Consider the following 24,562-nt stretch of genomic DNA (forward strand, 5'->3'; position numbering starts at 1 on the left):
TCAGGAGTCCGCAGGCAATGAACGACGCAGTGACGCGAGAAACACTGATCCCTCGGTTGCGAGACGCGCTGGGTGCCCAGGCCGTGCTCAGCGATGCGCCCGATACCGCCGGTTACACGGAGGACTGGCGGGGCCGTTACCGGGGCGAGGCGCTGTGTGTCGTGCTGCCCTCGACCACCGCGCAGGTGAGCGACGTCGTCAGGTTGTGTGCCGCCGCGGGCGTGCCGATTCTGCCGCAGGGCGGCAACACGAGCCTGTGCGGCGGGGCGGTGCCGCCAACCGACGGCCCGGCGCCTGTCATTCTGAACCTGGCGCGCATGCGTCGCGTTCGGCAGGTCGATGCGGCCAACGGGTCGATGGTCGTCGAAGCCGGGTGCATCCTGAAAACTGTGCAGGAGACGGCGGCTGGCGTCGGACGCCTGTATCCGGTGAGCCTCGGCGCCGAAGGGTCGTGTCAGATTGGCGGCACGCTCTCGACCAATGCGGGCGGCACGAGCGTGCTGCGCTATGGCAACACGCGCGAGAACGTGCTGGGGTTGGAAGTCGTGCTGGCGGACGGCACGGTATGGGAGGGACTGCGCGCGCTTCGCAAGGACAACACCGGTATCGATCTCAAGCATCTGTTCATCGGCGCGGAGGGCACGCTGGGCATCATCACGGCCGCCGCGCTCAAGCTGCATCCGTTGCCCACGCAGCATGCACTCGCGTGGTTTGCGCCGCGCGATCCCGCCGCCGCGCAACAGATTCTCGGTAGGTTCCAGAGCGCTTGCGGCTCACGCCTGTCGGCCTTTGAAATCATGAATCGTCACCAGCTCGATCTGGTGCTGGCCAACGTGCCGAATCGCCGCAATCCGCTCGCGCACGCGCATGCCTGGCATGTGCTGGTCGAGCTGAGCGACACGCGCGACGCCGAAGGGCTCGAAGCCGTGCTGACGCAGACGCTGGGCGAGGCCATCGAGCAAGGGCTGGTCGAAGACGCCGTCATCGCGGCGAACGACACGCAGCGCGCCGATCTCTGGGAAGTGCGCCACAGCGTGAGCGAAGCCAACAAAAAGACCACCGTCGGGCTCACGACGGATTGCGCCGTGCCAGTGTCGAGCGTGTCCGAATTCATCGATGCCGCCACGCGCGCCGTGCACGCCGTCGTGCCGGGGCTCGACATCGCCATCGTCGGCCATATGGGCGACGGCAACGTGCACTTCATCCCGATGTTCTCGTTTGCCGCGTGGGCGGCGCTTGCCGACAGTGCGTCGATGGCCGACACCCTGCGCGCCTGTGTGAACGACGTGGCCGCACGGCTCTCCGGTACGTTCAGTGCCGAACACGGCGTCGGGCAGACGGGCTTGCCGCTCATGCAGCGCTACAAGGCGCCGGCCGAACTCGCCCTCATGCGCACCGTGAAGGCGGCGCTCGACCCCCAGCAGTTGTTCAATCCGGGACGTCTCGTTCCCTGAGTCATTTCACGCATTGCTGTTTGTTTTGCCATAACCGCGCGCGCGGCGGCTGTGCCGAAGTCGCACACCGCCACCGCGCCCACCCTCCCAGTCAAGACCGGAGACCAAGATGAAACGCAAGCCCTTCGCAAGCCCGCTCGATACCGTTGACCTCGCTGACACCCACGCCGACAACGACGCTGCGTCGCTCGCACAGCCGGGCCGCCGCACGGCCATGAAGACGGCGCTCGTAGGTGCCGCCGCCGTGGCGTTCCCGTTCGTGTGGACGTCCTCGCGCGCCGCCACCAAGCGCATCGTCGTGCGCGACGATGGCGGCATCTACAACAAGGCGTACGACGCCGTGTTCTACAAGCCGTTCGCCAAGGCGACGGGCATCGAGGTCGTGGGCGTGCAGGCCAACGCGGAGCCGACCGCGCAGATCAAGAGCATGGTCGAGGCGGGCAGCTACACGTGGGACATGGCCAAGATCAGCCAGCCCGCGATTCTGCTGCTGACCGGGGGCGGCAAGGAGTACCTGGAGCGTCACGGTCTCGAGTCGGACCCCGTCATCGCGAAGATTCCCTCGCAGTACATGTCGCCGTTTGGCGTGGGGACCAACATTTACTCGACGGTGCTCGCTTATCGCACCGATGCGTTCAAGGGCCGCAAGGCGCCGGCGTCGTGGGCCGATCTGTGGAACGTGAAGGATTTTCCGGGCCGTCGCGCCATCCGCAAGTACCCGTTCGACACGATCGAAGAAGCGCTGCTGGCCGATGGCGTGGCGCCTGCGTCGGTCTATCCGTGCGACTTCGACCGTGCATTCAAGAGCCTGGACAAGATTGCGAAGCATGTGGACGTGTGGTGGACCACTGGCGCACAACTCGAACAGATGCTGGGCTCGGGCGAAGTCGACATGGTGGCCACGTGGGCTTCGCGCGCGCAGTCGGCGCAGGCCAACGGCGCGCCCGTGGAGATCGTGTGGAACCAGAACATCTGGGGGTGTGACAACTGGTCGATCCTCAAGGGCACGCCGAATGCCGGTGCTTGCCGCGAGTTCATCAAGTTCGTGAGCGATCCGAAGCGTCAGGCCGAACTGACCAAGTTCTTCCCGGCCGGTTTGACGCAGCCCGAGGCGTTCAATTACGTCAAGCCCGAGATTGCAAAGCACTGCCCGACGTTCCCCGAGAACATGAAGAGTGGCGTGCAGATCAACGCGAAGTTCTGGCAGCAGAACCAGAGCGTGGCGCTCGAGCGTTTCAACCGTTGGATCCTGACCTGATCCTCACCTGCCGTTCCGTTTCATGCATTCTAGGGTGCTGATCTCATGACCGTTGCCAATCTCCAAGTGTCGGGTCTGTCCAAGCGCTACGGCGATTTCGTCGCGCTTGCCCCGACCGATCTCGATGTCGCCCAGGGCGAATTCCTGACCTTGCTCGGCCCAAGCGGCTCGGGCAAGACCACCTTGCTCTCGCTCATCGCGGGTCTGTCGCAGCCCGATGCGGGCGCCATCCGCATCAATGGGACCGATGTCACGTACGGCGCGCCGTACGAGCGCGACATCGGTATGGTGTTTCAGAACTACGCGCTGTTCCCGCACATGACCGTGGCGGAGAACATCGCATTCCCGTTGCAAATGCGTCGCACCGACGCACAGGCCGCTCGCAAGATGGTCATGAACGCGCTGGAGATGGTGCATCTGCCGCATGTGGCAGAGCGCTATCCGCGCGAACTCTCGGGGGGGCAGCAGCAGCGCATCGCCCTCGCGCGTTGCATGGTCTACCGGCCGTCGATCATTTTGATGGACGAGCCGCTGGGCGCGCTCGACAAGAAATTGCGCGATCACATGCAGCTCGAGATCAAGCGTATTCACCGCGAACTCGGCACCACCATCGTGTACGTGACGCACGATCAGGAAGAAGCGATGACGATGTCCGATCGCATCTGCCTGATGAACGCCGGGGAAATTGCGCAACTGGGCACGCCGGACGACCTGTATTTCCGTCCGTCGAGCGTGTTCGTGGCCGATTTCCTCGGGGAGTCCAACCTGCTCGACGCCACCGTGCTTGAGCGTGCGGGCGATCAGGTGCGCGTGGCGATGCCGGGCGTGGAAGGTGCGCAGGGCGCCAGCGCGATGGTCTATGACCCCATGGTCGAGCCGGGCCGTGCGGTCAAGCTGCTGCTGCGTCCGCAGAACCTGCACATCCACGATGGCGCCGTCGGCGGCGATGGCGCGCACCGCGATGGCGTGGCGACGATCTCGGCGAAGCTCACCGACATCATGGTCACGGGCGGCATGACGAAGCTGTACCTGCAGTCGTCGGTGATGGGCGGGGCGGTGGGCGAGGGGGGCGGCGTAGGCAAGTCGCTCGTGGCGTCGTTCCCGACACATCGTCGTGGCAAACGTTTCGAGATCGGGCAGACGCTCGGCCTCGCATGGCGTGCCGATGACGCCGTGGCGATCGCGGGGTAAGCGATGAGTGCATCCGCCGTGGTTCGTCCTTCGTCGTCCCGTCCCGCTCAGCCGGCGCCGCGCCGGGCCCGCTGGCGTGCGCGCCTGCGCCCGCTGCTCATGGCCGCGCCCATCGTCATTCTGCTGGCGGTCATGCTGATTTATCCGGTCGGTCAACTGCTGCTACTGAGCATTCGCGGCGAGAGCGGCTTCACGCTCGCCGAATATCAGCGCTTGTTCGCCTCGTCGGTGTACGTCGAGGTGTTGCTCATCACACTCAAGGTCTCGCTATACACGACCTTCTTCGCGGTGCTCACGGGCTATCCGATTGCATATCGGCTCTCGACACTGAGCGGCGCGCGCAAGCAGCGGTTGTTGTTCTGGCTCCTGCTGTCGTTCTGGACGAGTTTTCTCGTGCGTACGTTTGCCTGGGTGGTGCTGCTCGGCCGCAACGGCGTGATCAATCGAACGTTGCTCGATCTGGGTCTGATCGATGCGCCGCTCTCGCTGCTCTACAGTTTTCCGGCCGTGTTGCTGGGCATGGTGCATGCACTCATGCCGCTGGCGGTGCTCACGATGCTCTCCGTCATGGAGAACATCGACCGTCGTTTGCCGAGCGCGGCATCGACGCTGGGCGCGCGCCCCGGCACCGTGTTCTGGCGGGTGTATTTCCCCTTGTCGCTGCCGGGCGTAGCCGCCGGCGCGCTGATGGTGTTCGTCACGTCGATCGGCTTCTTCATTACGCCGACGCTGCTCGGCGGTCGTCACGACACGATGATTACGCAGCTCATCATCGATCAGGTGATGCAGGCATTGAACTGGGGCTTCGCGGGCGCGATCTCGGTGCTGCTGCTCGCCGTGGTGCTGGTGGTGTTCTTCGTCTACGACCGCCTGGTCGGGCTGTCGACGATGGCCGGCGGCGCGGGCGACGTCAAGACCGGCAAGCGGCGCGGCGGATGGAGCCGGGCGCTGGGCGAGACGGTGCTCTCGGCGCTGGGCCGTGCCACCGATCTGCTGTTGCGTGCGATGCCGCGTCACAAGGGCGAGCAGGGCGACGGGCGCGTGCTGCGTGCGATTGTGGTCCTGCTGGTGGTGTTTCTTGCCGCACCGGCGCTGCTGATGATTCCGATGTCGTTCGACTCGGCGTCCGGCCTGGCCTGGCCGCCGAAGGGTTTCTCGCTGCAGTGGTATCAGCAGATCTGGGATTCCCCGTTGTGGATGCAGGCGGTCACGCGCTCGATGCTCGTCGGGATCGGTGCGGGGCTGTTGTCGATGCTGATCGGCACGCCGGCCGCGTTCTTGCTGGTGCGCGGTGGCATGCGCGGCAAGTCGGCGATGCTCGCGTTCGTGCTCGCCCCCATCGTGGTGCCGCGCATGATCCTGGCCGTGGGCGTGTTCTATTTCTTTGCCAAGATCGGTCTGGTGGGCTCCAGCGTCGGGCTGACCCTCGCGCATACCGTCGTGGCCGTGCCGTACGTCGTCATCACGATGATGGCGGTACTGCGCAACTACGACACGCGCCTCGACCTGGCGGCCTACAGCCTGGGGGCGCGTCCGTGGGCGACGCTGCGCCGCGTGACGTTCCCGATTCTCGGCGCGGGCCTGCTTTCGTCGTTCCTGTTCGCGTTCGCCACGTCGTTCGACGAACTCACGATTGCGCTGTTCACGTCGGGCGGCCTGTCGACCACCCTGCCCAAGCAGTTCTGGGACGAGATCACGATGCAGATCTCGCCGGTGATCGCCGCGGTCTCCACGTGCCTGTTCCTATTTATCGCCGCACTCATCTGGGTGGCCGAGCGCTTGCGCCGGCGCAGCCTCGCGACCTGATGCGGTATCCGATTTCACCGAACTCACGATTCACGGACGTTTAACACATGCTTCGCTCTGCACAACTGAAGGGCATTCTGCCGGCGATTCCCACGCCGGTGAACGCCGACGACACGATTCACACCGATGCGGCGCGCGCGCTGATGCGGTATCTGCTGGGGCAGGGCATCGACGGCGTGGTGCCGCTCGGCGGCACCGGCGAGTATGGGGCGCTCTCGCGCGCCGAGCGCGTGCGCATGGCCGAACTCACGGCACAGGAAGTGAAGGCGCACGGCCGCGACGTGCCGGTGATCGCGGGCGTGCTCGACCCGGGCTATCACGACGCCATCGAAGCCGGTCGCGACTTCGCGGCAGCGGGTGCCGACGGCCTGCTCGTGCTCACGCCGTACTACACCAACCCGACGCAAGCCGGTATCCGCGACTACTTCCTGCGCTATGCCGACGAGTCGCCGGTGCCCATCCTGATCTACGAGATTCCGTATCGCACGCGCATCGCGATTGCCCCGGAAGTGCTGCACGAGCTGTCGCGCCACGAGAACATCATCGGCATGAAGGCCTGCAACACCGACATGTGGCATTTCCTGCGCACGATCGCGGGCATCGATGCGTCGTTCGCCGTGCTGAGTGGCGAAGACACGTTGTTCCCGTTGCATGTGGCGGCGGGCGCTCGCGGCGGCATCGTGGTGACCGCATCGCTATTGCCGAGCGCATGGCAGCGCATCTTCATGCTCGCGTCGGAAGGCCGGACGGCCGACGCGCTTGAATTGCACCGCTCGCTGATTCCGCTGATGAACCTGGCGTTTGCCGAGACCAACCCGGGGCCGATGAAGTCGGTGATGGACCTGATCGGCGTCGACGCGCCGGCGATGCTCGCTCCGCTGGTGCCGCCCGCACCGGCGCTGTCGGCCCAATTGCGCGAGGAACTGGCCAAGCAACTGGCGATCTTCGAGGGCCGCTGAGGCCGGACGCGGTCTTGACCTTCCGCCGCTGGCGAGATTCAGCGGCGGAAGGTCGAGATTCGAGACTTCGAGATCGAGGTGGCGGCGACCTGCACGTGCGGCGCGAGTTCGGCCTCAACGCGCTCGCGTGTCCAGCGCGAGGTCGGCACCGAGATGTTGATGGCCGCGACGGCGTATCCATCGTGATCGGTGATGGGGGCGGCGACCGAGATGTCCCCCATCACGGTTTCGCTTTCGACGATGGCGTAGCCGCGTCGCGCAGCCGTCTGGATGCGTTCGAGGAGCTTCTTCTCGTCCGTCGTGGTGTACGGCGTCATCGGTTCGAGCGACGTATTCGCGAGGATTTCCCGCACGCGTGCGTCGGGCAGGCGCGACAGCATGGCGATGCCGGAGGCGGTGAACATTGCCGGCAGACGGGCGCCGACGACGATGCCGATATTCACGAGATGCTGACCGGGAAAGCGCGCGATGTACACGATCTCATGGCCGTCCAGCTCCTGCAGGTTGGTCGTCTCGCCAACGCGGCGGAAGATGTCCAGGAGATACGGCGCGGCTTTCTCGACGAGATCGTTCGCGCGAATGTAGTTGTATGAGAACTGAAGCACCTTGGTGGTCAGACCGTAGGTGCGGGTCTCGGGCACGCGAAACAAGTAGCCGAGCACTTCGAGGGTGTGCACGAGCCGCTGTGTGGCGCTGCGATCGAGCCCTGCCGCCTTGGCGATGTCGCCAAGCGTCATATAGCGCGCCGGGCCGTCGAAGGCGTGCAGCACCTGAAACGTCTTTTCGGTGGATCCGACGAAGAGCGACGAGCGGGGCGTCGACGGCGCAGCGTCCGACACGCTGGCGGATTTGGCTGGCGTGGCGGCCGGCGCGTCTTCAGTACGGCCGGATGACCGGGCGGGCAAGCGCGGCATGGAATGCACCAATATGTTCGGATTGTAACGATTGTGATTGTAATGCAATTGTTTGTGTGCAAGTGACGAATTGCCGGCACGTCGCGTTGTGGGACACGCATTGAGACCGCGTGGCGGCTGCCACGGGGGCATTTGAGGATAGGGGGGAGCAATGCACGCGTTTTCTTGCGTGGAGGATTACCGCCGGGCCGCTCGGCGGCGTCTGGCGAAGCTGGCGTTCGATTACCTGGAGGGTGGGGCGGAAGACGGCGACGCGCTGCGCCGCAACCGTGATGCGTTCGCGCAGTGGGGCTTTGCGCCGCGCGTGATGACCGATACGTCGCAATGTTCGAGCGCGACAACGTTCTGGGGACGTGACGCCGCCGCCCCGATGGCCGTGGGGCCGACCGGCTTGAACGGCCTGTTCTGGCCGAAGGCGGATGAGCGGCTCGCCCGCGCGGCCGCCGATGCCGGGCTGCCGTTCGTGCTGTCGACGGCATCGACGTCGCTGCTGGAAGACGTTCGCGCGGCGGTGCCCGACGGCGAGATGTGGCTCCAGCTCTATGTGCAGCAGGACCGTCGCATTGCCGAAAGCATGATGGGCCGCGCGCGTGAGTCGGGTTTCCGCACGCTGCTGTTGACGGTCGACACGCCGGTGCATGGCAAGCGCGATCACGACACGCGCAACGGCTTCAAACTGCCGTTGCGCATGACGCCGCGGCTCATTGCCGACTGCATGCGGCATCCGCACTGGAGCTGGCAGATGCTGGCCCATGGCGCGCCGCAACTGTGCAACGTCGCCAGGAGTGTGGGCGAGCGTGCGGATCTGGCGCGACATGCGGCGGTGCTGAGCCGTCAGATGGATCTGTCGCTCGGCTGGGACGATCTGGCCTGGGTGCGCCGTCACTGGCCCGGTGAAGTGCTCGTCAAGGGCATCCAGACCGTGGAGGACGCCCGACTGGCGCAGGCGCACGGCGCGGATGGCATCGTCGTGTCCAATCACGGCGGGCGGCAACTGGGCAGCACGCTCGCGCCGCTCGAGGCGCTGCCGCCGATCGTCGATGCGGTGAGCGCTCGCGGGTCCGCGATGGCGGTGTTTGTCGATGGCGGCGTGCGGCGTGGCGCCGACGTGGCCAAGGCCGTTGCGCTGGGGGCCAAGGGGGTGTTGCTTGGCCGTGCGCCGTTGTATGGCGTGGCGGCCTGTGGCGGCAAGGGCGTGGCCGGGGTGCTCGCGCTGTTGCTGGGCGAGTTGCACACGACGATGCAACTGCTGGGCTGTGCAAGCGTGCGCGACCTCACGTCGCAGCGGCTGGTCCGGCTGCCGTCAATACAGGCGAATCAGGCAAACCCGCTATAATGTTCCGCGCCCGATTGCCGTCGGGCGGCGTGGCATCCGGCAGGCTGGCGGGCGCGAACGCCGTGCGGCGGCGTGCCCTTTTTCATACACAGGAATGCCATCATGAGCTTCAACCACGTGCCTGCCGGCAAGGACATCCCCAACGATTTCAACGTCATCATCGAGATCCCGGCGCAAAGCGACCCGGTGAAGTACGAGGCGGACAAGGAACTGGGCTTGCTGGTCGTCGACCGCTTCATCGGTACGGGCATGCGTTACCCGGCCAACTACGGTTTCATTCCGCAAACGCTGTCCGGTGACGGTGACCCCGTCGACGCGCTGGTCGTCACGCCGTTCCCGCTGCTGGCTGGCTCGATCGTGCGCTGCCGCGCGCTGGGCCTGCTCAACATGACCGATGAGTCGGGCGTGGATGCCAAGCTGGTGGTCGTGCCGGTCGACAAGATCTGCCCGATGACGGCGCACATGAAGTCGATCGACGACGTGCCGGGTTACCTGAAGGATCAGATCAAGCACTTCTTCGAGAACTACAAGGCGCTCGAGAAGGGCAAGTGGGTCAAGATCGAGGGATGGGAAGGCGTTGAAGCTGCCCACAAGGAAATCGTCGATGGCGTGGCCAACGCCAAGAAGTAAGCGATTTTCGCCTGCGGCGTCGCTCGTCAACGCTATAGAAGCCCGGCCGTGTGCCGGGTTTTTTTGTTGCCCGCTGAAAGCTGCACCAAGTTCGGCGACAATGGCTGCCAGTTCGATGGATCAATGCCGGCGGCCGCAACGTCGGCCCACGGGTTTGCAGACGAGGTGAGCGGTGAGCAGCGACGTAGTCATCCGTGTAGTGCAATCGATTGAAGACGTGCCGCCCGACGCGTGGAACGCGCTCGCGCGCGGCAACCCGTTCGTGCAGCACGCGTTCCTGCATGCGATGCATACGAGCGGATGCGCGTCGAAACGCACCGGCTGGCAGCCGGCTTATCTGCTCATGCAGGCCGGCGATAGCCTCGTGGGGGCCATGCCGCTCTACGTCAAATCGCATTCGCGCGGCGAGTACGTGTTCGATCACGCATGGGCCGAGGCATTTGCGCGTCATGGCCTGAACTACTACCCGAAACTACTGTGCGCGGTGCCGTTCTCGCCCGTGACGGGGCCGCGTCTGTTGGCGCGCACCCACGCCGACCGGGTCGCACTCGCACGCGGCGCGATCGCGTTCGCGAAGCAGCTCGAGTTGTCGTCGATTCATGTGCTGTTCGCGCATGACGACGATCTGGCGGCACTCACCGAGGCGGGCTATGCGCTGCGCGAAGGCGTGCAGTTTCATTGGGAGAACCCGGGCGTCGCCTCGTTCGACGAGTTTCTCGCGCAGATGAATCAGGAAAAGCGCAAGAAGCTCAAACAGGATCGCCGGCGCGTGCGCGATGCCGGGGTAACGTACCGGTGGCTGCGCGGTGCCGACATCGACGAAGCCGCGCTCGATTTCTTTTATCAGTGCTACGACAACACGTATCGCGAACACTGGAATGCGCCGTATCTGACCCGCGCCTTTTTTGATCAGTGGCATTCGGCGATGCCCGACACGCTGTTGCTCGTCATGGCGGAGCGCGACGGCGAGCCGTTGGCATGCGCGCTCAATGTAGTGAGTGGCGACACGATGTATGGACGGTACTGGGGCACGACCGAATTCGTGTCCGGCATGCACTTCGAGACGTGCTACGCGCAGGGCATCGAATATTGCATCGCGCATGGGCTGCGCAGCTTCGAGGGCGGCGCGCAGGGGGTGCACAAGATGTCGCGCGGTCTCCTGCCCACGCCTACCTGGTCGGCCCACTGGATTGCAGATGCGCGCTTCGCCGACGCCATTGCCGAGTTTCTCGATGCGGAGACCTCGGCGATGGACGAGCATATCGGCGAGCTGGAGGCCCACACGCCGTTCAAACGCCCGGCATCCTGACGCCGTAGCACCCGGCGCCGTCGCCCGGCATGGTGGCGTCGCGCGTAATATACTGGTGATCCTCACGTCCGCCGCTCGCGCCGGGCGGGCGACGGCCCATGGTGCCTTCGTCTGCCATCGTATCGGCACAGGGACGATGCCTCGTAGCCGCCGACATGACCAACCGATTTCTCAATCTCTACAATCACGATTTCGCGCGTGTGGCCGTCGGAGTGCCGCAATGCCGTGTCGCCGATCCTGCCTACAACGCCGCGCAGACCATTGCGCTCGCGAAGCAGGCCGATGCCGCGGGCGCCGTGCTCGTCGCCTTCCCTGAACTCGGCATTCCCGCCTATAGCTGCGAAGACCTGTTCCAGCAACGTGCATTGCTCGACGCCTGCAACGTGGCGCTGGCCGACATCGTGGCGGCGAGCCGCGAACTGGGTGCCGCGCTGATCGTGGGCATGCCGGTGCGCGTGCAGCAACGCCTGTTCAACTGCGCAGTGGTCGTCGCGCGCGGACGCGTGCATGGCGTGGTTCCCAAGACCTACCTGCCGAACTACAGCGAGTTCTACGAAGCGCGTCAGTTCAACGCGGCCGATGACGCGGGCGTCGACACGGTGACACTGCTTGGCGACGAGGTGCCGTTCGGTGCGCTCGTCTTCGAGGCGGCCGACCAGCCGTTGCTGCGCTTTCACTGCGAGATTTGCGAGGACGTCTGGGTGCCCGTGCCGCCGTCGTCGTTCGCGGCGCTGGCGGGCGCGACGGTACTCGTGAACCTGTCGGCATCTAACGTGGTCGTCGGCAAGTCGGCCTATCGCCACCAACTGGTCGGGCAACAGTCGGCGCGATGCCTCGCCGCTTATCTGTATACGTCGGCCGGGCAGGGCGAATCGACGACTGATCTCGCGTGGGATGGCCAGGCGCTCATCTACGAGAACGGCGACCTGCTGGCCGAGTCGGCGCGCTTCGCCAGCGACTCGCATCTGATTTATGCGGACGTCGATCTGGAGCGGCTCGCGCGCGAGCGCATGCATCAGACGACGTTCGGCGTGTCGGTGCGGCGCCATGCCGACGAGGTGGCGCGCTTTCGCACCATCAAGGTCGATGTCGCGATGCCGCGCAACGCCGAGCTGCCGCTCGCGCGCGCCATCGAACGCTTCCCGTACGTGCCGTCCGACCCGCGTCGTCGCGACGAGCGCTGCCACGAGGTCTACAACATCCAGGTGCAGGCGCTGATGCAGCGTCTGGCCTCGTCGAAGATTCAGAAGGTCGTGATCGGGGTGTCCGGTGGCCTGGATTCGACGCATGCGCTGCTCGTGTGCGCGAAGGTCATGGATCGGCTCGGGCTGCCACGCACGAACATCCTTGCCTACACCATGCCCGGTTTCGCCACGAGCGAGCGAACGCTGCGACAGGCGCGCGAGCTGATGGCGGCGGTAGGCTGCACGGCGCGTGAGATCGACATCCGCCCGAGTTGCATGCAGATGCTGGCAGACCTCGACCATCCGTTTTCGCGGGGGGATGAAGTCTACGACATCACGTTCGAGAACGTGCAGGCCGGTGAACGTACCAATCATCTGTTCCGGCTCGCGAATCACCTGGGTGCGATCGTGATCGGCACCGGCGATCTGAGCGAACTGGCACTGGGGTGGTGCACGTACGGCGTCGGCGACCATATGTCGCACTACAACGTGAACGCCAGCGTGCCCAAGACGCTCATCATGCACCTCGTGCGATGGGTGGCGGAAACCGGGCAGTTGGGCGGCGCGGCGTCGGCCAAGCCCGCGAGCAAGGCAGGCAAGGACGCCGAATCGCGTCGCAACGTGCTCATCGATATCCTGGAGACGGAAATCAGCCCGGAACTCGTACCGGGCAAGGCCAACGGCGCGCCGGAACAGCGCACCGAGCATTTCATCGGGCCTTACGCGTTGCAGGACTTCAACCTCTACTACACGCTGCGTTTCGGCTACGCACCGCGCAAGGTGGCGTTTCTCTCGTGGAGCGCGTGGCACGACGCGTCGACGGGACGCTGGCCGGACGAAGGACACGTTGCGCATCACGCGTACGATCTGGTGGCGATCAAGCGAAACCTGCGCATTTTTCTGGACAGGTTCTTCCGCACCAGTCAGTTCAAGCGGTCGTGCATTCCGAACGCGCCAAAGGTCGGCACGGGCGGGTCGCTCTCACCGCGCGGCGACTGGCGGGCACCGAGCGATTCGGAGTCGGTGGTGTGGCTCGCCGACCTGGACACCGTGCCCGACGACCCGCATGCCTGAGCATACTGTGATCGGCGCGCCTTGCGCGGACCGGTACAATAGCCCGGCGAATTCTCAGAACAATCCAACCAAGATATCGAGGCGACAATGAAACGCGTAACTGCCATCATCAAACCCTTCAAGCTCGACGAAGTCCGCGAAGCGCTGGCCGAAGTCGGCGTGACCGGCCTGACCGTCACGGAAGTGAAGGGCTTCGGCCGTCAAAAGGGTCACACGGAACTGTATCGCGGCGCCGAGTACGTGGTCGACTTCCTGCCGAAGATCAAGATCGAAGTGGTGGTCGGCTCGGCACAGGCCGATCAGGTCATCGACGCGGTATTGAGCGCGGCGCGCACCGGCAAGATCGGTGACGGCAAGATCTTTGTGACCGATGTCGAGCGCGTGATCCGCATTCGTACGGGAGAAGAGGGCGAGCAAGCGGTCTGACGCCGGCTCGGGCGTCGTCGCGAGGTTGCGGCGGCGAGCGGGGCGAGACGCAAAGGGCTGGACGGAGGAGGGCGACGACTGCGCAGGCGGCGTCGCCCTTTGGCGTTGATGGCGCGTAAGTTGCGGCGATGACCTTTGCGACATTTGCCACGCCTGCGACGGCGGAGGCGTGTGCGGCGGCGTGCGACGTGGTGTGTTCGGCGCGCGCCGGGGCGCGTGGACTAGCCGCGCGGTGCTCGCGTCTGCGCGCCCTGGAGCAGAACGACCAACGCGCCACTGCCGCCGTCGCGTCCTTGGGCTTGCGCCCAGGCCAGCACTTGGTCCTTTTGCGCCAGCCAGCCTCGCACCTTGTCCTTGAGCACGGGTTCGCGGTTCACGGAGCCGAGTCCCTTGCCGTGGATTACGCGCACGCAGCGCAGGCCGCGCTTCACGGCGTCGTTCAGGAAGGCGGACAGCGCCTCGCGGGCTTCGTCGCGACGCATGCCATGCAGGTCGATCTGCGCCTGCACCACCCATTCGCCGCGCTGCAGCTTGAGCAGGGCGTCGTGACTGATGCCGGGGCGGCGATAGGACAGGCGATCGTCGGTGTCGAGCAGGGCTTCGGGGTCGAACTCGTCCGACAGCGATTCGTGCAGAACGGCCGCTTCGTCTTCCTGCGTCTGACGGGCCACCGGCTCGGGCGGCTGGCGCGGATGCTCCACGCGATCGGTCGCGCCCTTGCGAGCGATCGGGGCGATGTCGCCCACGCTGTCGCGGAACACGTTGGCGTCGCGCTTGGCTTGCGCAGCGCGTTTGGCTGCGGCCAGGCGTTCAGCTTCGCGCGCGGCCGAATCCTTGGCGATCGCGTCGCGCAGGCCGGCGAGATCGCCGAGGCCGAGTCTGGGAGGCTTCTTGCTCATGGTCGTGCGAACAAGGTCGGTGGGAGATCAAACGACAACGGCGCCCCCAGCGTATGAAATTTCACGTGGCGAGGGCGCCGTCGCAGGTCATTCAGCGGTCACTGGTCGAGGTTTTCGAGGTAACGCTGGGCGTCGAGCGCGGCCATGCAGCCCGTGCCGGCGCTGGTAATGGCTTGACGGTAGACGTGATCCTGCACGTCGCCTGCCGCGAACACGCCCGGCACGCTGGTGGCCGTGGCGTTGCCGTTCAGGCCGCTGTGCGTGACGATGTAGCCGTTCTTCATCTCGAGCTGCCCTTCAAAGATGTCGGTGTTCGGCTTGTGGCCGATGGCGATGAACACGCCATGCAGCGCGATGGCTTCGCTGGCGCCGGTCTTCACGTTCTTGATGCGGATGCCGGTCACGCCCGAGTCGTCGCCGGTGACTTCATCGAGCACAGTGTCGTACTTGAGTTCGACTGCGCCTTGCTTGGCCTTTTCCAGCAGACGGTCGATCAGGATCGGCTCGGCGCGGAACTTGTCGCGACGATGGATCACGGTGACCTTGCTGGCGATGTTGGACAGGTACAGCGCTTCTTCGACGGCCGTGTTGCCTCCGCCGACCACGCAGACTTCCTTGCCCTTGTAGAAGAAGCCGTCGCACGTGGCGCAGGCGGACACGCCGCGGCCCGAGAAGGCGTCTTCCGACGGCAGGCCGAGATATTGTGCCGAGGCACCCGTGGCGATGATCAGGGCATCGGCGGTGTATTCGCCGGAATCGCCGATCAGCCGCAGCGGACGCTCATTCAGATGCACCGTGTGAATGTGATCGAAGATCATCTCGGTATTGAAGTGCTCGGCGTGGGCCTGCATGCGGGCCATGAGCTCGGGGCCTTGCACGCCGGTCGGGTCGCCGGGCCAGTTCTCGACGTCCGTCGTGGTCATCAACTGGCCGCCCTGGGCGATGCCTGTGATCAGCACGGGCTTGAGGTTGGCGCGCGCGGCATAGACGGCGGCGCTGTAACCGGCGGGGCCGGAACCGAGAATCAGGACTTTGGCGTGCTTGGCAACGGACATGAACGAGAACTCACCGGAAAGGGATGGGGGCTGGCGCCCGATCCGATCCTGCACCGCGATGGCGCGGCGCGGGGATTGGCGCAAACCGCCATTATAAGGGGCCGACGTCGTTTCGTTGATCGACTCTTGCAATCGACGCGATAGCCCGCGCGCCACCAGGGCGGGCGAGCGCCCGGTCGCGGCCGTCTGCCGAAGGCCGCGGTGAGGCCCGGCGTTACGGCTTGTCACGTATTCGTGCATTAAGTGGGGGAATAGTTGTTTACAATGGAGCCTTGCCGCGCGGCAGGCCGCCCGTCTGCCCGCCCAACCGCATGGCTTGATGACGACGAAATCTTCCTACTCTGCTGGTGCCGGATCGTCGTTACCCAACCGGGTGACGCACCTCTTCCATGAAATTCGCTGGATGGCGCAGGTCGCGCTGATGGTGTTCCTGTTGATGGCGTTGCTGTCCTACAGCCGTCTGGACCCCAGCTGGACGCATGCGGCGCACGTGGAGCGCATCGCCAATTGGGCGGGGCGCGTGGGTGCCTGGGTGGCCGACATGCTGCTGCTCATGCTGGGCCTTTCCGCGTATTGGCTGGTGGTCTTCATCGCCCGGCGCGTGATTTCCGGCTATCGCCGGATCTCGGCCAAGCGCGAAGCGCCCCCGCTGCGCGAACGGCTGGCCAGTGGCGGATGGGTCGAGATCGTTTCGTCCCTGATGCTGTTGCTCTCCAGTGCCGGCATCGAATCGCTGCGCCTATATCGCCTCAAAGCCCAATTGCCGCGCGCCTCCGGGGGCGTGATCGGCGAGACCGTAGGCGGCTTCTTCCAGCACGCGCTCGGCTTTACCGGCGGCACGCTGGCATTGCTGCTCATCTTCGTTTTCGGCCTGTCGCTGCTGTTCCATTTCTCGTGGCTGAGCGTTGCCGAGCAGTTCGGCGCATTGATTCTCGACACCGGCACCGTGATCCGCCGGCGCCGCGAGGCGCGTCAGGACCGTCGGCTGGGCGAGGAGGCCGCGATCGCACGCGAAGGCGCCATCGTGCAGAACCGCGTGCGCGCCGAAGTGCATGAGCCGGTGCAGATCGTGCCGCCGGTCAAGGTCGTCGCGAAGAGCGAGCGTGTCGAGAAGGAAAAGCAGGCGCCGCTCTTTGCCGATCTGCCCGACTCCATCCTGCCGCCGCTGGCGTTGCTCGATGCGGCCCCGGCCGCGCAGGAGACCGTCTCCGCGGAGACGCTGGAATTCACGTCGCGCCTCATCGAAAAGAAGCTCAAGGATTTCGGTGTCGATGTGAGCGTTGTGGCCGCGTATCCGGGGCCGGTCATCACACGCTACGAAATCGAACCGGCCACGGGCGTGAAGGGCAGCCAGATCGTCAACCTGGCAAAGGATCTGGCGCGTTCGCTGTCGCTCGTGTCGATCCGCGTGGTCGAAACGATTCCCGGCAAGAACTTCATGGGGCTGGAACTGCCGAATCCGCGTCGTCAGACGGTGCGGTTGACGGAGATTCTCGGCTCCGAGATCTACAACGACTCGGCATCGCTGCTCACGCTCGCATTGGGCAAGGACATCAGCGGCAAGCCGGTGGTGGCCGATCTGGCGAAGATGCCTCACTTGCTGGTGGCCGGTACTACGGGCTCGGGCAAGTCGGTGGGGATCAACGCGATGATCCTGTCGCTGCTCTACAAGGCGACCGCCGAGCAGGTGCGGCTGATCCTGATCGATCCGAAGATGCTCGAAATGAGCATGTACGAAGGCATCCAGCATCTGCTGTGCCCGGTGGTCACGGACATGCGTCAGGCGGGCCATGCGCTGAATTGGGTCGTGGCCGAGATGGAGCGTCGCTACAAGCTCATGAGCAAGCTCGGGGTGCGCAACCTCGCCGGTTACAACAACAAGATCGACGACGCCGCCAAGCGCGAAGAGCACATCCCGAATCCGTTCTCGCTTACGCCCGACGCGCCGGAGCCGCTGCAGCGCCTGCCGTATATCGTCGTGGTGATCGACGAGTTGGCCGACCTGATGATGGTCGTCGGCAAGAAGGTCGAAGAGTTGATCGCGCGCATCGCGCAGAAGGCGCGTGCGGCGGGTATCCACCTGATTCTGGCAACGCAGCGTCCGTCGGTCGATGTCATTACCGGGTTGATCAAGGCGAACGTGCCGACGCGCGTGGCGTTCCAGGTGTCGTCGAAGATCGATTCGCGCACCATTCTCGACCAGCAAGGGGCCGAAACGTTGCTGGGGATGGGCGACATGCTTTACATGCCGCCGGGCACGGGATTGCCATTGCGGGTGCACGGGGCGTTCGTGGCCGATGACGAAGTGCATCGCGTGGTCGAGCGCCTGCGGGAGCAGGGTGAGGCGAATTACGTTGAGGGCATTCTGGACGGCGTTGTCGACGGTGAAGACGGCGGCATCGACGGTGCCGGTGGCGCGGGCGGCGGAACCGGCGAGGGCGGCGGCGAGTCCGACCCGCTGTACGATCAGGCCGTGGCCGTGGTGCTCAAGCAGCGCCGTGCGTCGATTTCGTTGGTACAGCGGCATCTGCGCATCGGCTACAACCGGGCGGCGCGACTGCTTGAACAGATGGAACAGTCCGGCGTTGTGTCGGCGATGGCGAGCAACGGCAACCGGGATATTCTGGTGCCGAATCGCGAAGGAGAGTAAGGAATATGTTGGGATTCAAGCGCGGCTTGCCGCTTATCGCGGGTGCTGTGGGTGTGACGCTGGCGGCGCTGGTCGCCCCCGCCTATGCCAGCGGCACGGCGCAGCTCAAGGCGTTTGTCGCGCAAGTGAAGTCGGCGCGTGGCGAGTTTGAGCAGAAGCAGGTCAAGGGCCAGCAGGACGGAGCCTTGAAGGTGTCGAACGCAGCCTCGGGAACCTTCGAGTTTGCGCGCCCGGGCCGCTTCATCTGGCGCTACGTCAAGCCTTACGACCAACTGCTGCAGGCCGACGGCGAGACGCTCTACATCTATGACAAGGATCTGAACCAGGTGACCGAGCGCAAGCTTGGCGCTTCGTTGGGCGCGAGCCCGGCGGCGATCCTGTTCGGCAGCAACGACATCGAGAAGAATTTCACCCTCAAGGACGCCGGCGTGAAGAACGGCATCGACTGGGTGGAACTGAAACCGAAGGCGAAAGACACGCAGTTCCAGCGCGTGGGTATCGGGTTTCGCGACGGCAACCTGGCGGCAATGGAGCTCTATGACGCCTTCGGCAACGTCACGTTGTTGACGTTCGACAAGATCCAGAAGAATCCGCCGATGTCGGCGGACAACTTCAAGTTCACGATGCCCAAGGGGGCCGATCTGATCAAGGGTTGAACGCGCTTCGTCCGCATCAGTCCATGTTGTGCCTGTCCTCGGTGGCGTGACTTGCCGGCGGGGCGGTGTCCGGGCTGGCATAATGGGGACATCTGACGATCCGAAAGCGGCCGGGGACTCCCCGGCCGCGCTGCTTGAGAACATGTCCAACGACGCCCCTCTGTCGGCTTCGGTGCCTTTGGCCGAGCGCCTGCGCCCCCGTACCATCGACGACGTGATTGGCCAGCGCCATTTGCTGGGCAAGGGGAAGCCATTGCGCGTGGCGTTCGAAGCGGGGCGTCCGCACTCGATGATTCTGTGGGGGCCGCCGGGCGTGGGCAAGACCACGCTGGCGCGCCTGATGGCGGATGCGTTCAAGGCGTACTTCATCGCGCTGTCAGCGGTGCTCTCGGGCGTCAAGGATATTCGCGACGCCGTCGAGGCCGCGCAGATCCAGCGCGGGCAGGGCAAGCAAACCGTCGTGTTCGTCGACGAGGTGCATCGCTTCAACAAGGCGCAGCAGGACGCGTTCCTGCCGCACGTCGAATCGGGGCTCTTCATTTTCGTGGGGGCGACGACAGAGAATCCGTCATTCGAGGTGAATGGCGCGTTGCTCTCGCGCGCGGCGGTGTACGTGCTCAAGAGCCTGAATGACGACGAACTCGGCGAGATGATCGTGCGCGCGGCGCATGAACTGGGCGACATCGGGTTCACCGACGAAGCGCGCCAGGGCCTGATCGATTCGGCGGACGGCGACGGGCGCAAGCTGCTCAACAACGTTGAGATCGTCGCGCAGGCGGCGGCGATGCAGGACCTCACGACGATTGACGAAGCGTTGCTCGCCAGCGTGCTCGCCGAGAATCTGCGGCGCTTCGACAAGGGCGGCGATGCGTTCTACGACCAGATCAGCGCGTTGCACAAGTCGGTGCGAGGCAGCTCGCCGGACGGTGCGCTTTACTGGTTTTGCCGCATGCTCGATGGCGGCGCCGATCCGCGCTATCTCGCGCGCCGGATTGTGCGCATGGCGTGGGAGGACATCGGTCTGGCCGATCCGCGCGCGGCGCGCATCGCGCTCGATGCGGCGGAGACTTACGAGCGCCTCGGCACGCCCGAAGGCGAACTCGCCCTCGCGCAGGCCATCTTGTATCTTGCGGCGGCGCCGAAGTCGAACGCGGGCTATAACGCATACAACCAGGCGCGGGCATTCGTCGGCAAGGACAAGTCGCGGGCGGTGCCGATCCATCTGCGCAATGCGCCGACAAAACTGATGAAGGAACTCGGCTACGGCCACGAGTACCGCTATGCGCATGACGAGCCCGATGCCTACGCGGCGGGCGAGACGTATTTCCCTGACGATTTGCGCGCCCAACATTGGTACCGTCCGGTGCCGCGGGGATTGGAGGGCAAGATTGGGGAGAAGCTTAACTGGCTGAAGTCGCTCGATGCCGAGTGGCGGCGCGCGAACACCAAGGGGCGTCAAGCCGACGCCGCGGCCAAGCCATCGGGCGCGGGGGCGACGTCTTCCGGCAAGCCTGCGCCGGTCGAGCCTTCCGACGATGAATCAGCCTGACGCGGCTGCAGTTGCCGTCGCAAACGCGCCAAATGGCGAAATCGCCGTGAGCGTTTGGTAAAATCCCTGGCTTGATGCTGCCTCCGGTGCCTTGATGGGCAAGCGGGCAGCCAGAACGAATTTTTTGGCCCACGACGATGGGCCGCTAACGACAGACACCCCACCATGCTCGACATTCAACTACTTCGCAAGGATCTCGACGGCGTTGCGGCGCGACTCAAGGCGCGCGGCTATACGCTGGACGTGGCGACGTTTGCTGCGCTCGAGGCGGAGCGCAAGCAGATTCAGACGCAGACCGAAGAGCTGCAGGCCCGCCGCAATGCGCTCTCGAAGCAGGTCGGCATGAAGAAGGGCAAGGGCGAGGACGCCTCGGCCGAAATCGCGGAAGTCGGCGGCATTGCGGACACGCTCAAGGCGTCGTCGGTGCGTCTGGAGGAGATTCAGACGCGTCTGTCGGACGTGTTGCTGGGGGTGCCGAACTTGCCGCACGAGAGCGTGCCGCTGGGCTCCGACGAGACGCAGAACGTGGAAGTGCGCCGTTGGGGCACGCCGCGCGCGTTCGACTTCACGCCGCGCGACCACGTCGATCTGGGCGCTGCGCTGGGTCTGGACTTCGACGCGGCGGCGAAACTCGCCGGTGCGCGCTTTTCGGTGATGAAGGGCGGCATTGCCCGTCTGCATCGTGCGTTGGCGCAGTTCATGCTCGACACGCACACGAGCGAGCATGGCTATACGGAAACGTATGTGCCGTACATCGTGAATGCGGCGTCGATGCGTGGCACGGGGCAGCTTCCGAAGTTCGAGGACGACCTGTTCAAGGTGCCGCGCAAGGTGGGCGGTGAGGATGGCGAGCGGATCGAGAACTTCTATTTGATTCCGACGGCGGAAGTGTCGCTGACGAACCTTGTGCGCGACGAATTGCTGGCGGGCGATGCGTTGCCGCTGCGCATGGTGGCGCATACGCCGTGTTTCCGCTCGGAAGCGGGCAGCTATGGCAAGGACACGCGCGGCATGATTCGTCAGCACCAGTTCGACAAGGTCGAGTTGGTGCATGTGGTGCGTCCGGAGGAGTCGTATGACGCGCTGGAGAGCCTGGTGGGGCATGCGGAAGCGATTCTGAAGAAGCTCGAACTGCCGTTCCGCACGATTGTGCTGTGTACGGGCGACATGGGCTTCGGCAGCGCAAAGACGTACGACATGGAAGTCTGGATTCCGGCGCAGAACACATACCGCGAGATTTCGTCGTGTTCGAACATGGAGAGCTTCCAGGCACGGCGGATGCAGGCACGTTTTCGCAATGCGCAGGGCAAGCCGGAGTTGGTGCATACGCTCAACGGTTCGGGGTTGGCCGTGGGACGCGCGCTGGTCGCGGTGCTGGAGAATTACCAGAACGCCGACGGTTCGGTGACCGTGCCCGATGTGCTGCGTCCGTACATGGGCGGCATCGAGCGTCTTGCGCCGGCTGCGTAAAAAAATTTGGAAAGGGGGTTGGCGGCTGAAGAAATTCGGCTATAATCTCTTTCTCGCTGCTTGAGGCCACTTAGGCAGCGAACCAAAGCAGAAAGAACGCTTGGAGAGGTGGCAGAGTGGTCGAATGCGCCGGACTCGAAATCCGGTGTACGGTTATACCGTACCGTGGGTTCGAATCCCACCCTCTCCGCCAGTACTTTTGGGACACTGATGAAACAGTGCCCAGTTCGAGCAAAGCCCCGCCACTGGTGGGGCTTTGTCGTTTTTGCTTTCTCGGCAGTACGTTAAGTCCGGATTTTTTGGCGTCTGGCCCCGTCATTCTCAGAATGACAGTGCGGCAGTACGTTATCGGGCGGATGCCACATTAACGTTGCAGTGACGAGGGAAGCCGAGCAGCATCTAGGCCGGGAAGAATGAACCGCCCCGGATTTGGAGGAGGCTCCAACTCTTGAGAAAATGGAGCCATGAACAAGAAATCGAGCAAGTTTTCCCCGGAAGTCCGGGAGCGCGCAGTGCGCCTGGTGCGCGAGCAGCGTAGCGAGCATCCTTCGCTGTGGGCGGCGATCGAGTCGATTGCGCCGATGATCGGCTGCACGCCGCAAACACTGAATGATTGGGTCAAGCGCGGCGAGATCGATAATGGCGAACGTGCCGGCCTGACCACGAGCGAGCGTGAGCGCCTGAAGGCGCTGGAGCGCGAGAACAAGGAATTGCGCAAGACGAACGAGATTCTCAAACTGGCCAGCGCGTTTTTCGCCCAGGCGGAGCTCGACCGCCGTTTCAAGTCCTGAAGGCCTTCATCGATCAGCATCGCGACACCTTCGGGGTCGAGCCGATCTGCAAGGTCTTGCGGATTGCCCCGTCGGGTTACTGGCGCCATGCTGCCCAGCTTCGCGATCCATCGAAGCGCTGCGCCCGAGCAAAGCGTGATGACGTGCTGTGCCCGGAAATCCAGCGTGTCTGGCACGCCAACATGCGGGTCTACGGCGCAGACAAGGTCTGGAAGCAGATGAATCGGGAGCAAATTAGGGTGGCCCGCTGCACGGTCGAGAGATTGATGCAGCGGCTGGGATTGCACGGCGCGGTTCGCGGCAAACGGGTTCGCACGACGATTCCCGATGTCTCGGCCCCTCGCCCGCTGGACCGGGTCAATCGCCAATTCAAGGCCGACCGGCCGAATCAGCTCTGGGTTTCCGATTTCACCTACGTTTCAACATGGCAGGGCTGGCTGTACGTGGCGTTCGTCATCGACGTGTTTGCGCGGCGCATCGTTGGCTGGCGAGTGAGTCGTACCATGCGCACCGACTTCGTACTTGATGCGCCTGAACAGGCGCTGTACGCCCGCCAACCGGGCGGCGACGGGACGCTGATCCATCACTCCGACAGGGGATCGCAATATGTTTCCATTCGGTACACCGAGCGACTTGCCGAAGCGGGCATTGAGCCATCGGTAGGCAGCCGCGGCGACAGTTATGACAACGCCCTGGCGGAAACGATCAACGGCCTGTACAAAACGGAACTGATTCACCGGCGCGCGCCTTGGAAAACAAGGGAATCCGTCGAGCTTGCAACTCTGGAATGGGTCGCTTGGTACAACCATCATCGGCTGATGGAACCGCTGGGCTATATCCCGCCAGCCGAGGCTGAGGCAGACTACTACGGGCAACTCAGAAATACTGCTGAAGCGCCTGCATTAACTTAAACCAACCGGCCTCCTCGAAAGCCGGGGCGATTCAATTGACTCTTAAGACCGCCCTCTAATGAAAGCGTCGACTTAATTTGGCATGGGCATGTCGTTCAGAATCCACTCGACAGCTGAGTTGTGGAGCGGCCGCCAACCCAAAACCCTAGCTCGATTCGCACGAACTCGGCTGTTGCTGCCGAGAGAGAAAAATGCAGTTCTCTCTCCCCACTTTTGTTTTGCCGCTTCGGGTGACAAGGAGTGAACGGCATCGAGGTCAAGTCGCTTGGAAATCGCGTTTCCTAGTTCGATGAAGGATGCGTCACCGTTCTCGGCAAAGTAGAAGGCGCCAGCGGGCGATTCTTCAAGTGCTAAACGATACAGTTGGATCAAATCCTGTATATGTACGTTGGACCAACGATTTGCGCCCGCCCCGACAATTTCGACGCGCCCTTCTTTTACGGCATTGTCCACAAGGGTCGGAATTTGCAAGCTTCGTGGATTCAACGACGATCCGACACCGTAGATCAGGCTAGGACAAATGACGATCGACCTAATGCCTAGACTGGCGGACTGGATAATCGATTGATCAAGATCAAATCGGGCCTGCTTGAAGGGATTTACTACGAACGGTGAATTTTCGTCGAAAACGCGCTCGCTAGCGGATGCGCCGCGCGCGTTGTCAGCAATGACGCTCGACCCGCTTGTATGTATAAATGCCTTGCCGGAGTCGCGGAGCGCCTCGATGAAAGCTTTGACAGGCTTCTCGTCGTCTGCGTTTGCAGTGTTGATAACGGCGTCCGCCGCCGCTGCCTCTCGGCTCAGCAGCGCAGTATCTTCCAAGGATCCCAGTACGGGCGTTATGCCGAGCCTGTTAAGCGTCTGGGCCTTTTCGGTATTTCGCACGAGCCCGCGAACCGAGTGCCCGCTCCTGAGCAGATACTTTGCGAGGGTGCCGCCGATGTATCCGGTTGCACCGGTAAGAAAAATCTTCATGATATTTCTCTGTAGAGCTAATGCGCTCGGTTGAAGGAATTCACCACGCTGACCTCCCCCCGCTT

At 64.1% G+C, this 24,562-nt stretch carries 19 protein-coding genes, 1 tRNA gene and 1 other annotated feature; of the genes, 16 read left to right on the top strand and 4 right to left on the bottom strand.

Annotation, left to right across the window (positions count from 1 at the left end):
- Positions 1 to 17 precede the first annotated feature (17 nt).
- From OYT13_RS05935 to OYT13_RS05955, 5 genes are all read left to right on the top strand, one after another.
- Positions 18 to 1,454 (top strand): FAD-binding oxidoreductase, encoded by a 1,437-nt coding sequence (locus OYT13_RS05935; RefSeq protein ID WP_261939009.1) that lies wholly within the window; start codon positions 18 to 20, stop codon positions 1,452 to 1,454.
- A 214-nt stretch (positions 1,455 to 1,668) separates the two neighbouring features.
- Complete coding sequence (locus OYT13_RS05940) at positions 1,669 to 2,712, top strand: ABC transporter substrate-binding protein (RefSeq protein ID WP_261939908.1); 1,044 nt, start codon at positions 1,669 to 1,671, stop codon at positions 2,710 to 2,712.
- Positions 2,713 to 2,757: 45 nt separating this feature from the next.
- A complete protein-coding gene (locus OYT13_RS05945) occupies positions 2,758 to 3,903 on the top strand; it encodes an ABC transporter ATP-binding protein (protein WP_261939008.1) in 1,146 nt (381 codons plus the stop codon).
- 99 nt (positions 3,904 to 4,002) lie between these two features.
- Positions 4,003 to 5,709 (top strand): ABC transporter permease subunit, encoded by a 1,707-nt coding sequence (locus tag OYT13_RS05950; RefSeq protein WP_261939907.1) that lies wholly within the window; start codon positions 4,003 to 4,005, stop codon positions 5,707 to 5,709.
- A gap of 47 nt (positions 5,710 to 5,756) precedes the next feature.
- The gene (locus OYT13_RS05955; RefSeq protein ID WP_268567410.1) at positions 5,757 to 6,668 is read left to right on the top strand and encodes a dihydrodipicolinate synthase family protein; all 912 of its coding nucleotides are present in this window, start codon (positions 5,757 to 5,759) and stop codon (positions 6,666 to 6,668) included.
- Between the two features lie 38 nt (positions 6,669 to 6,706).
- Here the strand turns inward: OYT13_RS05955 and OYT13_RS05960 are convergent, their stop codons facing one another.
- A complete protein-coding gene (locus OYT13_RS05960; RefSeq protein ID WP_268567411.1) occupies positions 6,707 to 7,582 on the bottom strand; it encodes an IclR family transcriptional regulator in 876 nt (291 codons plus the stop codon).
- Between the two features lie 151 nt (positions 7,583 to 7,733).
- Here OYT13_RS05960 and OYT13_RS05965 point away from each other — a divergent pair, with 151 nt between their 5' ends.
- From OYT13_RS05965 to OYT13_RS05985, 5 genes are all read left to right on the top strand, one after another.
- Entirely contained in the window at positions 7,734 to 8,918 is a 1,185-nt protein-coding gene (locus OYT13_RS05965; protein ID WP_268567412.1) for an alpha-hydroxy acid oxidase, read from the top strand.
- A gap of 102 nt (positions 8,919 to 9,020) precedes the next feature.
- Positions 9,021 to 9,548, top strand: coding sequence for an inorganic diphosphatase (gene ppa / locus OYT13_RS05970; protein ID WP_150564321.1), 528 nt, complete (start codon positions 9,021 to 9,023; stop codon positions 9,546 to 9,548).
- 172 nt (positions 9,549 to 9,720) lie between these two features.
- Positions 9,721 to 10,857: a GNAT family N-acetyltransferase gene (locus OYT13_RS05975; RefSeq protein WP_268567413.1), complete on the top strand. Its 1,137-nt coding sequence runs from the start codon at positions 9,721 to 9,723 to the stop codon at positions 10,855 to 10,857.
- A 155-nt stretch (positions 10,858 to 11,012) separates the two neighbouring features.
- Positions 11,013 to 13,115, top strand: coding sequence for an NAD(+) synthase (locus OYT13_RS05980; protein WP_268567414.1), 2,103 nt, complete (start codon positions 11,013 to 11,015; stop codon positions 13,113 to 13,115).
- Between the two features lie 87 nt (positions 13,116 to 13,202).
- A complete protein-coding gene (locus OYT13_RS05985) occupies positions 13,203 to 13,541 on the top strand; it encodes a P-II family nitrogen regulator (protein ID WP_150552012.1) in 339 nt (112 codons plus the stop codon).
- 221 nt (positions 13,542 to 13,762) lie between these two features.
- Here the strand turns inward: OYT13_RS05985 and OYT13_RS05990 are convergent, their stop codons facing one another.
- Both OYT13_RS05990 and trxB read right to left on the bottom strand, forming a co-directional pair.
- The gene (locus tag OYT13_RS05990) at positions 13,763 to 14,440 is read right to left on the bottom strand and encodes a Smr/MutS family protein (protein ID WP_017235377.1); all 678 of its coding nucleotides are present in this window, start codon (positions 14,438 to 14,440) and stop codon (positions 13,763 to 13,765) included.
- 98 nt (positions 14,441 to 14,538) lie between these two features.
- Positions 14,539 to 15,495 carry a thioredoxin-disulfide reductase gene (trxB, locus tag OYT13_RS05995; RefSeq protein ID WP_026132246.1) on the bottom strand — a complete coding sequence of 319 codons (957 nt, stop codon included), beginning with the start codon at positions 15,493 to 15,495 and terminating at the stop codon, positions 14,539 to 14,541.
- A gap of 319 nt (positions 15,496 to 15,814) precedes the next feature.
- On the opposite strand from trxB, the gene OYT13_RS06000 reads away from it, so the two are divergent.
- The 6 genes from OYT13_RS06000 to OYT13_RS06025 all read left to right on the top strand — a co-directional run bounded on the left by OYT13_RS06000 (position 15,815) and on the right by OYT13_RS06025 (position 23,522).
- On the top strand, positions 15,815 to 18,145 hold the full coding sequence (locus OYT13_RS06000; protein ID WP_261939002.1) for a DNA translocase FtsK: 2,331 nt from the start codon (positions 15,815 to 15,817) through the stop codon (positions 18,143 to 18,145).
- A 5-nt stretch (positions 18,146 to 18,150) separates the two neighbouring features.
- Positions 18,151 to 18,801, top strand: coding sequence for an outer membrane lipoprotein chaperone LolA (lolA, locus tag OYT13_RS06005; protein WP_150564327.1), 651 nt, complete (start codon positions 18,151 to 18,153; stop codon positions 18,799 to 18,801).
- A 142-nt stretch (positions 18,802 to 18,943) separates the two neighbouring features.
- Complete coding sequence (locus tag OYT13_RS06010; protein ID WP_268567415.1) at positions 18,944 to 20,350, top strand: replication-associated recombination protein A; 1,407 nt, start codon at positions 18,944 to 18,946, stop codon at positions 20,348 to 20,350.
- Positions 20,351 to 20,515: 165 nt separating this feature from the next.
- Positions 20,516 to 21,820 carry a serine--tRNA ligase gene (gene serS, locus OYT13_RS06015; RefSeq protein WP_150564329.1) on the top strand — a complete coding sequence of 435 codons (1,305 nt, stop codon included), beginning with the start codon at positions 20,516 to 20,518 and terminating at the stop codon, positions 21,818 to 21,820.
- Between the two features lie 102 nt (positions 21,821 to 21,922).
- Positions 21,923 to 22,013: transfer RNA gene (locus OYT13_RS06020), tRNA-Ser, on the top strand.
- Between the two features lie 271 nt (positions 22,014 to 22,284).
- Positions 22,285 to 23,522 (top strand): IS3 family transposase gene (locus OYT13_RS06025; protein ID WP_268567416.1). Its coding sequence is split into 2 segments (ribosomal slippage): positions 22,285 to 22,576 and positions 22,576 to 23,522, totalling 1,239 coding nucleotides; the frame shifts between segments, so codons are not numbered across the junction.
- Positions 22,566 to 22,682 (top strand) — a sequence feature (AL1L pseudoknot). (Overlaps the previous gene by 117 nt.)
- 72 nt (positions 23,523 to 23,594) lie before the next feature.
- Here the strand turns inward: OYT13_RS06025 and OYT13_RS06030 are convergent.
- A complete protein-coding gene (locus OYT13_RS06030; RefSeq protein ID WP_268567417.1) occupies positions 23,595 to 24,497 on the bottom strand; it encodes an NAD-dependent epimerase/dehydratase family protein in 903 nt (300 codons plus the stop codon).
- Positions 24,498 to 24,562 lie beyond the last annotated feature (65 nt).

This window comes from Pandoraea sp. XJJ-1, from assembly GCF_026802345.1.
Lineage (GTDB): Bacteria > Pseudomonadota > Gammaproteobacteria > Burkholderiales > Burkholderiaceae > Pandoraea > Pandoraea cepalis.

Coding starts and splice junctions, on each gene's coding strand:
- OYT13_RS06000 (WP_261939002.1), top strand. CDS start 15,815: ATGACGACGAAATCTTCCTACTCTGCTGGTGCCGGATCGTCGTTACCC.
- OYT13_RS05935 (WP_261939009.1), top strand. CDS start 18: ATGAACGACGCAGTGACGCGAGAAACACTGATCCCTCGGTTGCGAGAC.
- ppa (WP_150564321.1), top strand. CDS start 9,021: ATGAGCTTCAACCACGTGCCTGCCGGCAAGGACATCCCCAACGATTTC.
- OYT13_RS05980 (WP_268567414.1), top strand. CDS start 11,013: ATGACCAACCGATTTCTCAATCTCTACAATCACGATTTCGCGCGTGTG.
- OYT13_RS06010 (WP_268567415.1), top strand. CDS start 18,944: ATGTCCAACGACGCCCCTCTGTCGGCTTCGGTGCCTTTGGCCGAGCGC.
- OYT13_RS06030 (WP_268567417.1), bottom strand. CDS start 24,497: ATGAAGATTTTTCTTACCGGTGCAACCGGATACATCGGCGGCACCCTC.
- OYT13_RS05945 (WP_261939008.1), top strand. CDS start 2,758: ATGACCGTTGCCAATCTCCAAGTGTCGGGTCTGTCCAAGCGCTACGGC.
- OYT13_RS05965 (WP_268567412.1), top strand. CDS start 7,734: ATGCACGCGTTTTCTTGCGTGGAGGATTACCGCCGGGCCGCTCGGCGG.
- trxB (WP_026132246.1), bottom strand. CDS start 15,495: ATGTCCGTTGCCAAGCACGCCAAAGTCCTGATTCTCGGTTCCGGCCCC.
- OYT13_RS05940 (WP_261939908.1), top strand. CDS start 1,669: ATGAAGACGGCGCTCGTAGGTGCCGCCGCCGTGGCGTTCCCGTTCGTG.
- OYT13_RS05960 (WP_268567411.1), bottom strand. CDS start 7,582: ATGCCGCGCTTGCCCGCCCGGTCATCCGGCCGTACTGAAGACGCGCCG.
- OYT13_RS05990 (WP_017235377.1), bottom strand. CDS start 14,440: ATGAGCAAGAAGCCTCCCAGACTCGGCCTCGGCGATCTCGCCGGCCTG.
- OYT13_RS05950 (WP_261939907.1), top strand. CDS start 4,003: ATGGCCGCGCCCATCGTCATTCTGCTGGCGGTCATGCTGATTTATCCG.
- OYT13_RS05955 (WP_268567410.1), top strand. CDS start 5,757: ATGCTTCGCTCTGCACAACTGAAGGGCATTCTGCCGGCGATTCCCACG.
- lolA (WP_150564327.1), top strand. CDS start 18,151: ATGTTGGGATTCAAGCGCGGCTTGCCGCTTATCGCGGGTGCTGTGGGT.
- serS (WP_150564329.1), top strand. CDS start 20,516: ATGCTCGACATTCAACTACTTCGCAAGGATCTCGACGGCGTTGCGGCG.
- OYT13_RS05985 (WP_150552012.1), top strand. CDS start 13,203: ATGAAACGCGTAACTGCCATCATCAAACCCTTCAAGCTCGACGAAGTC.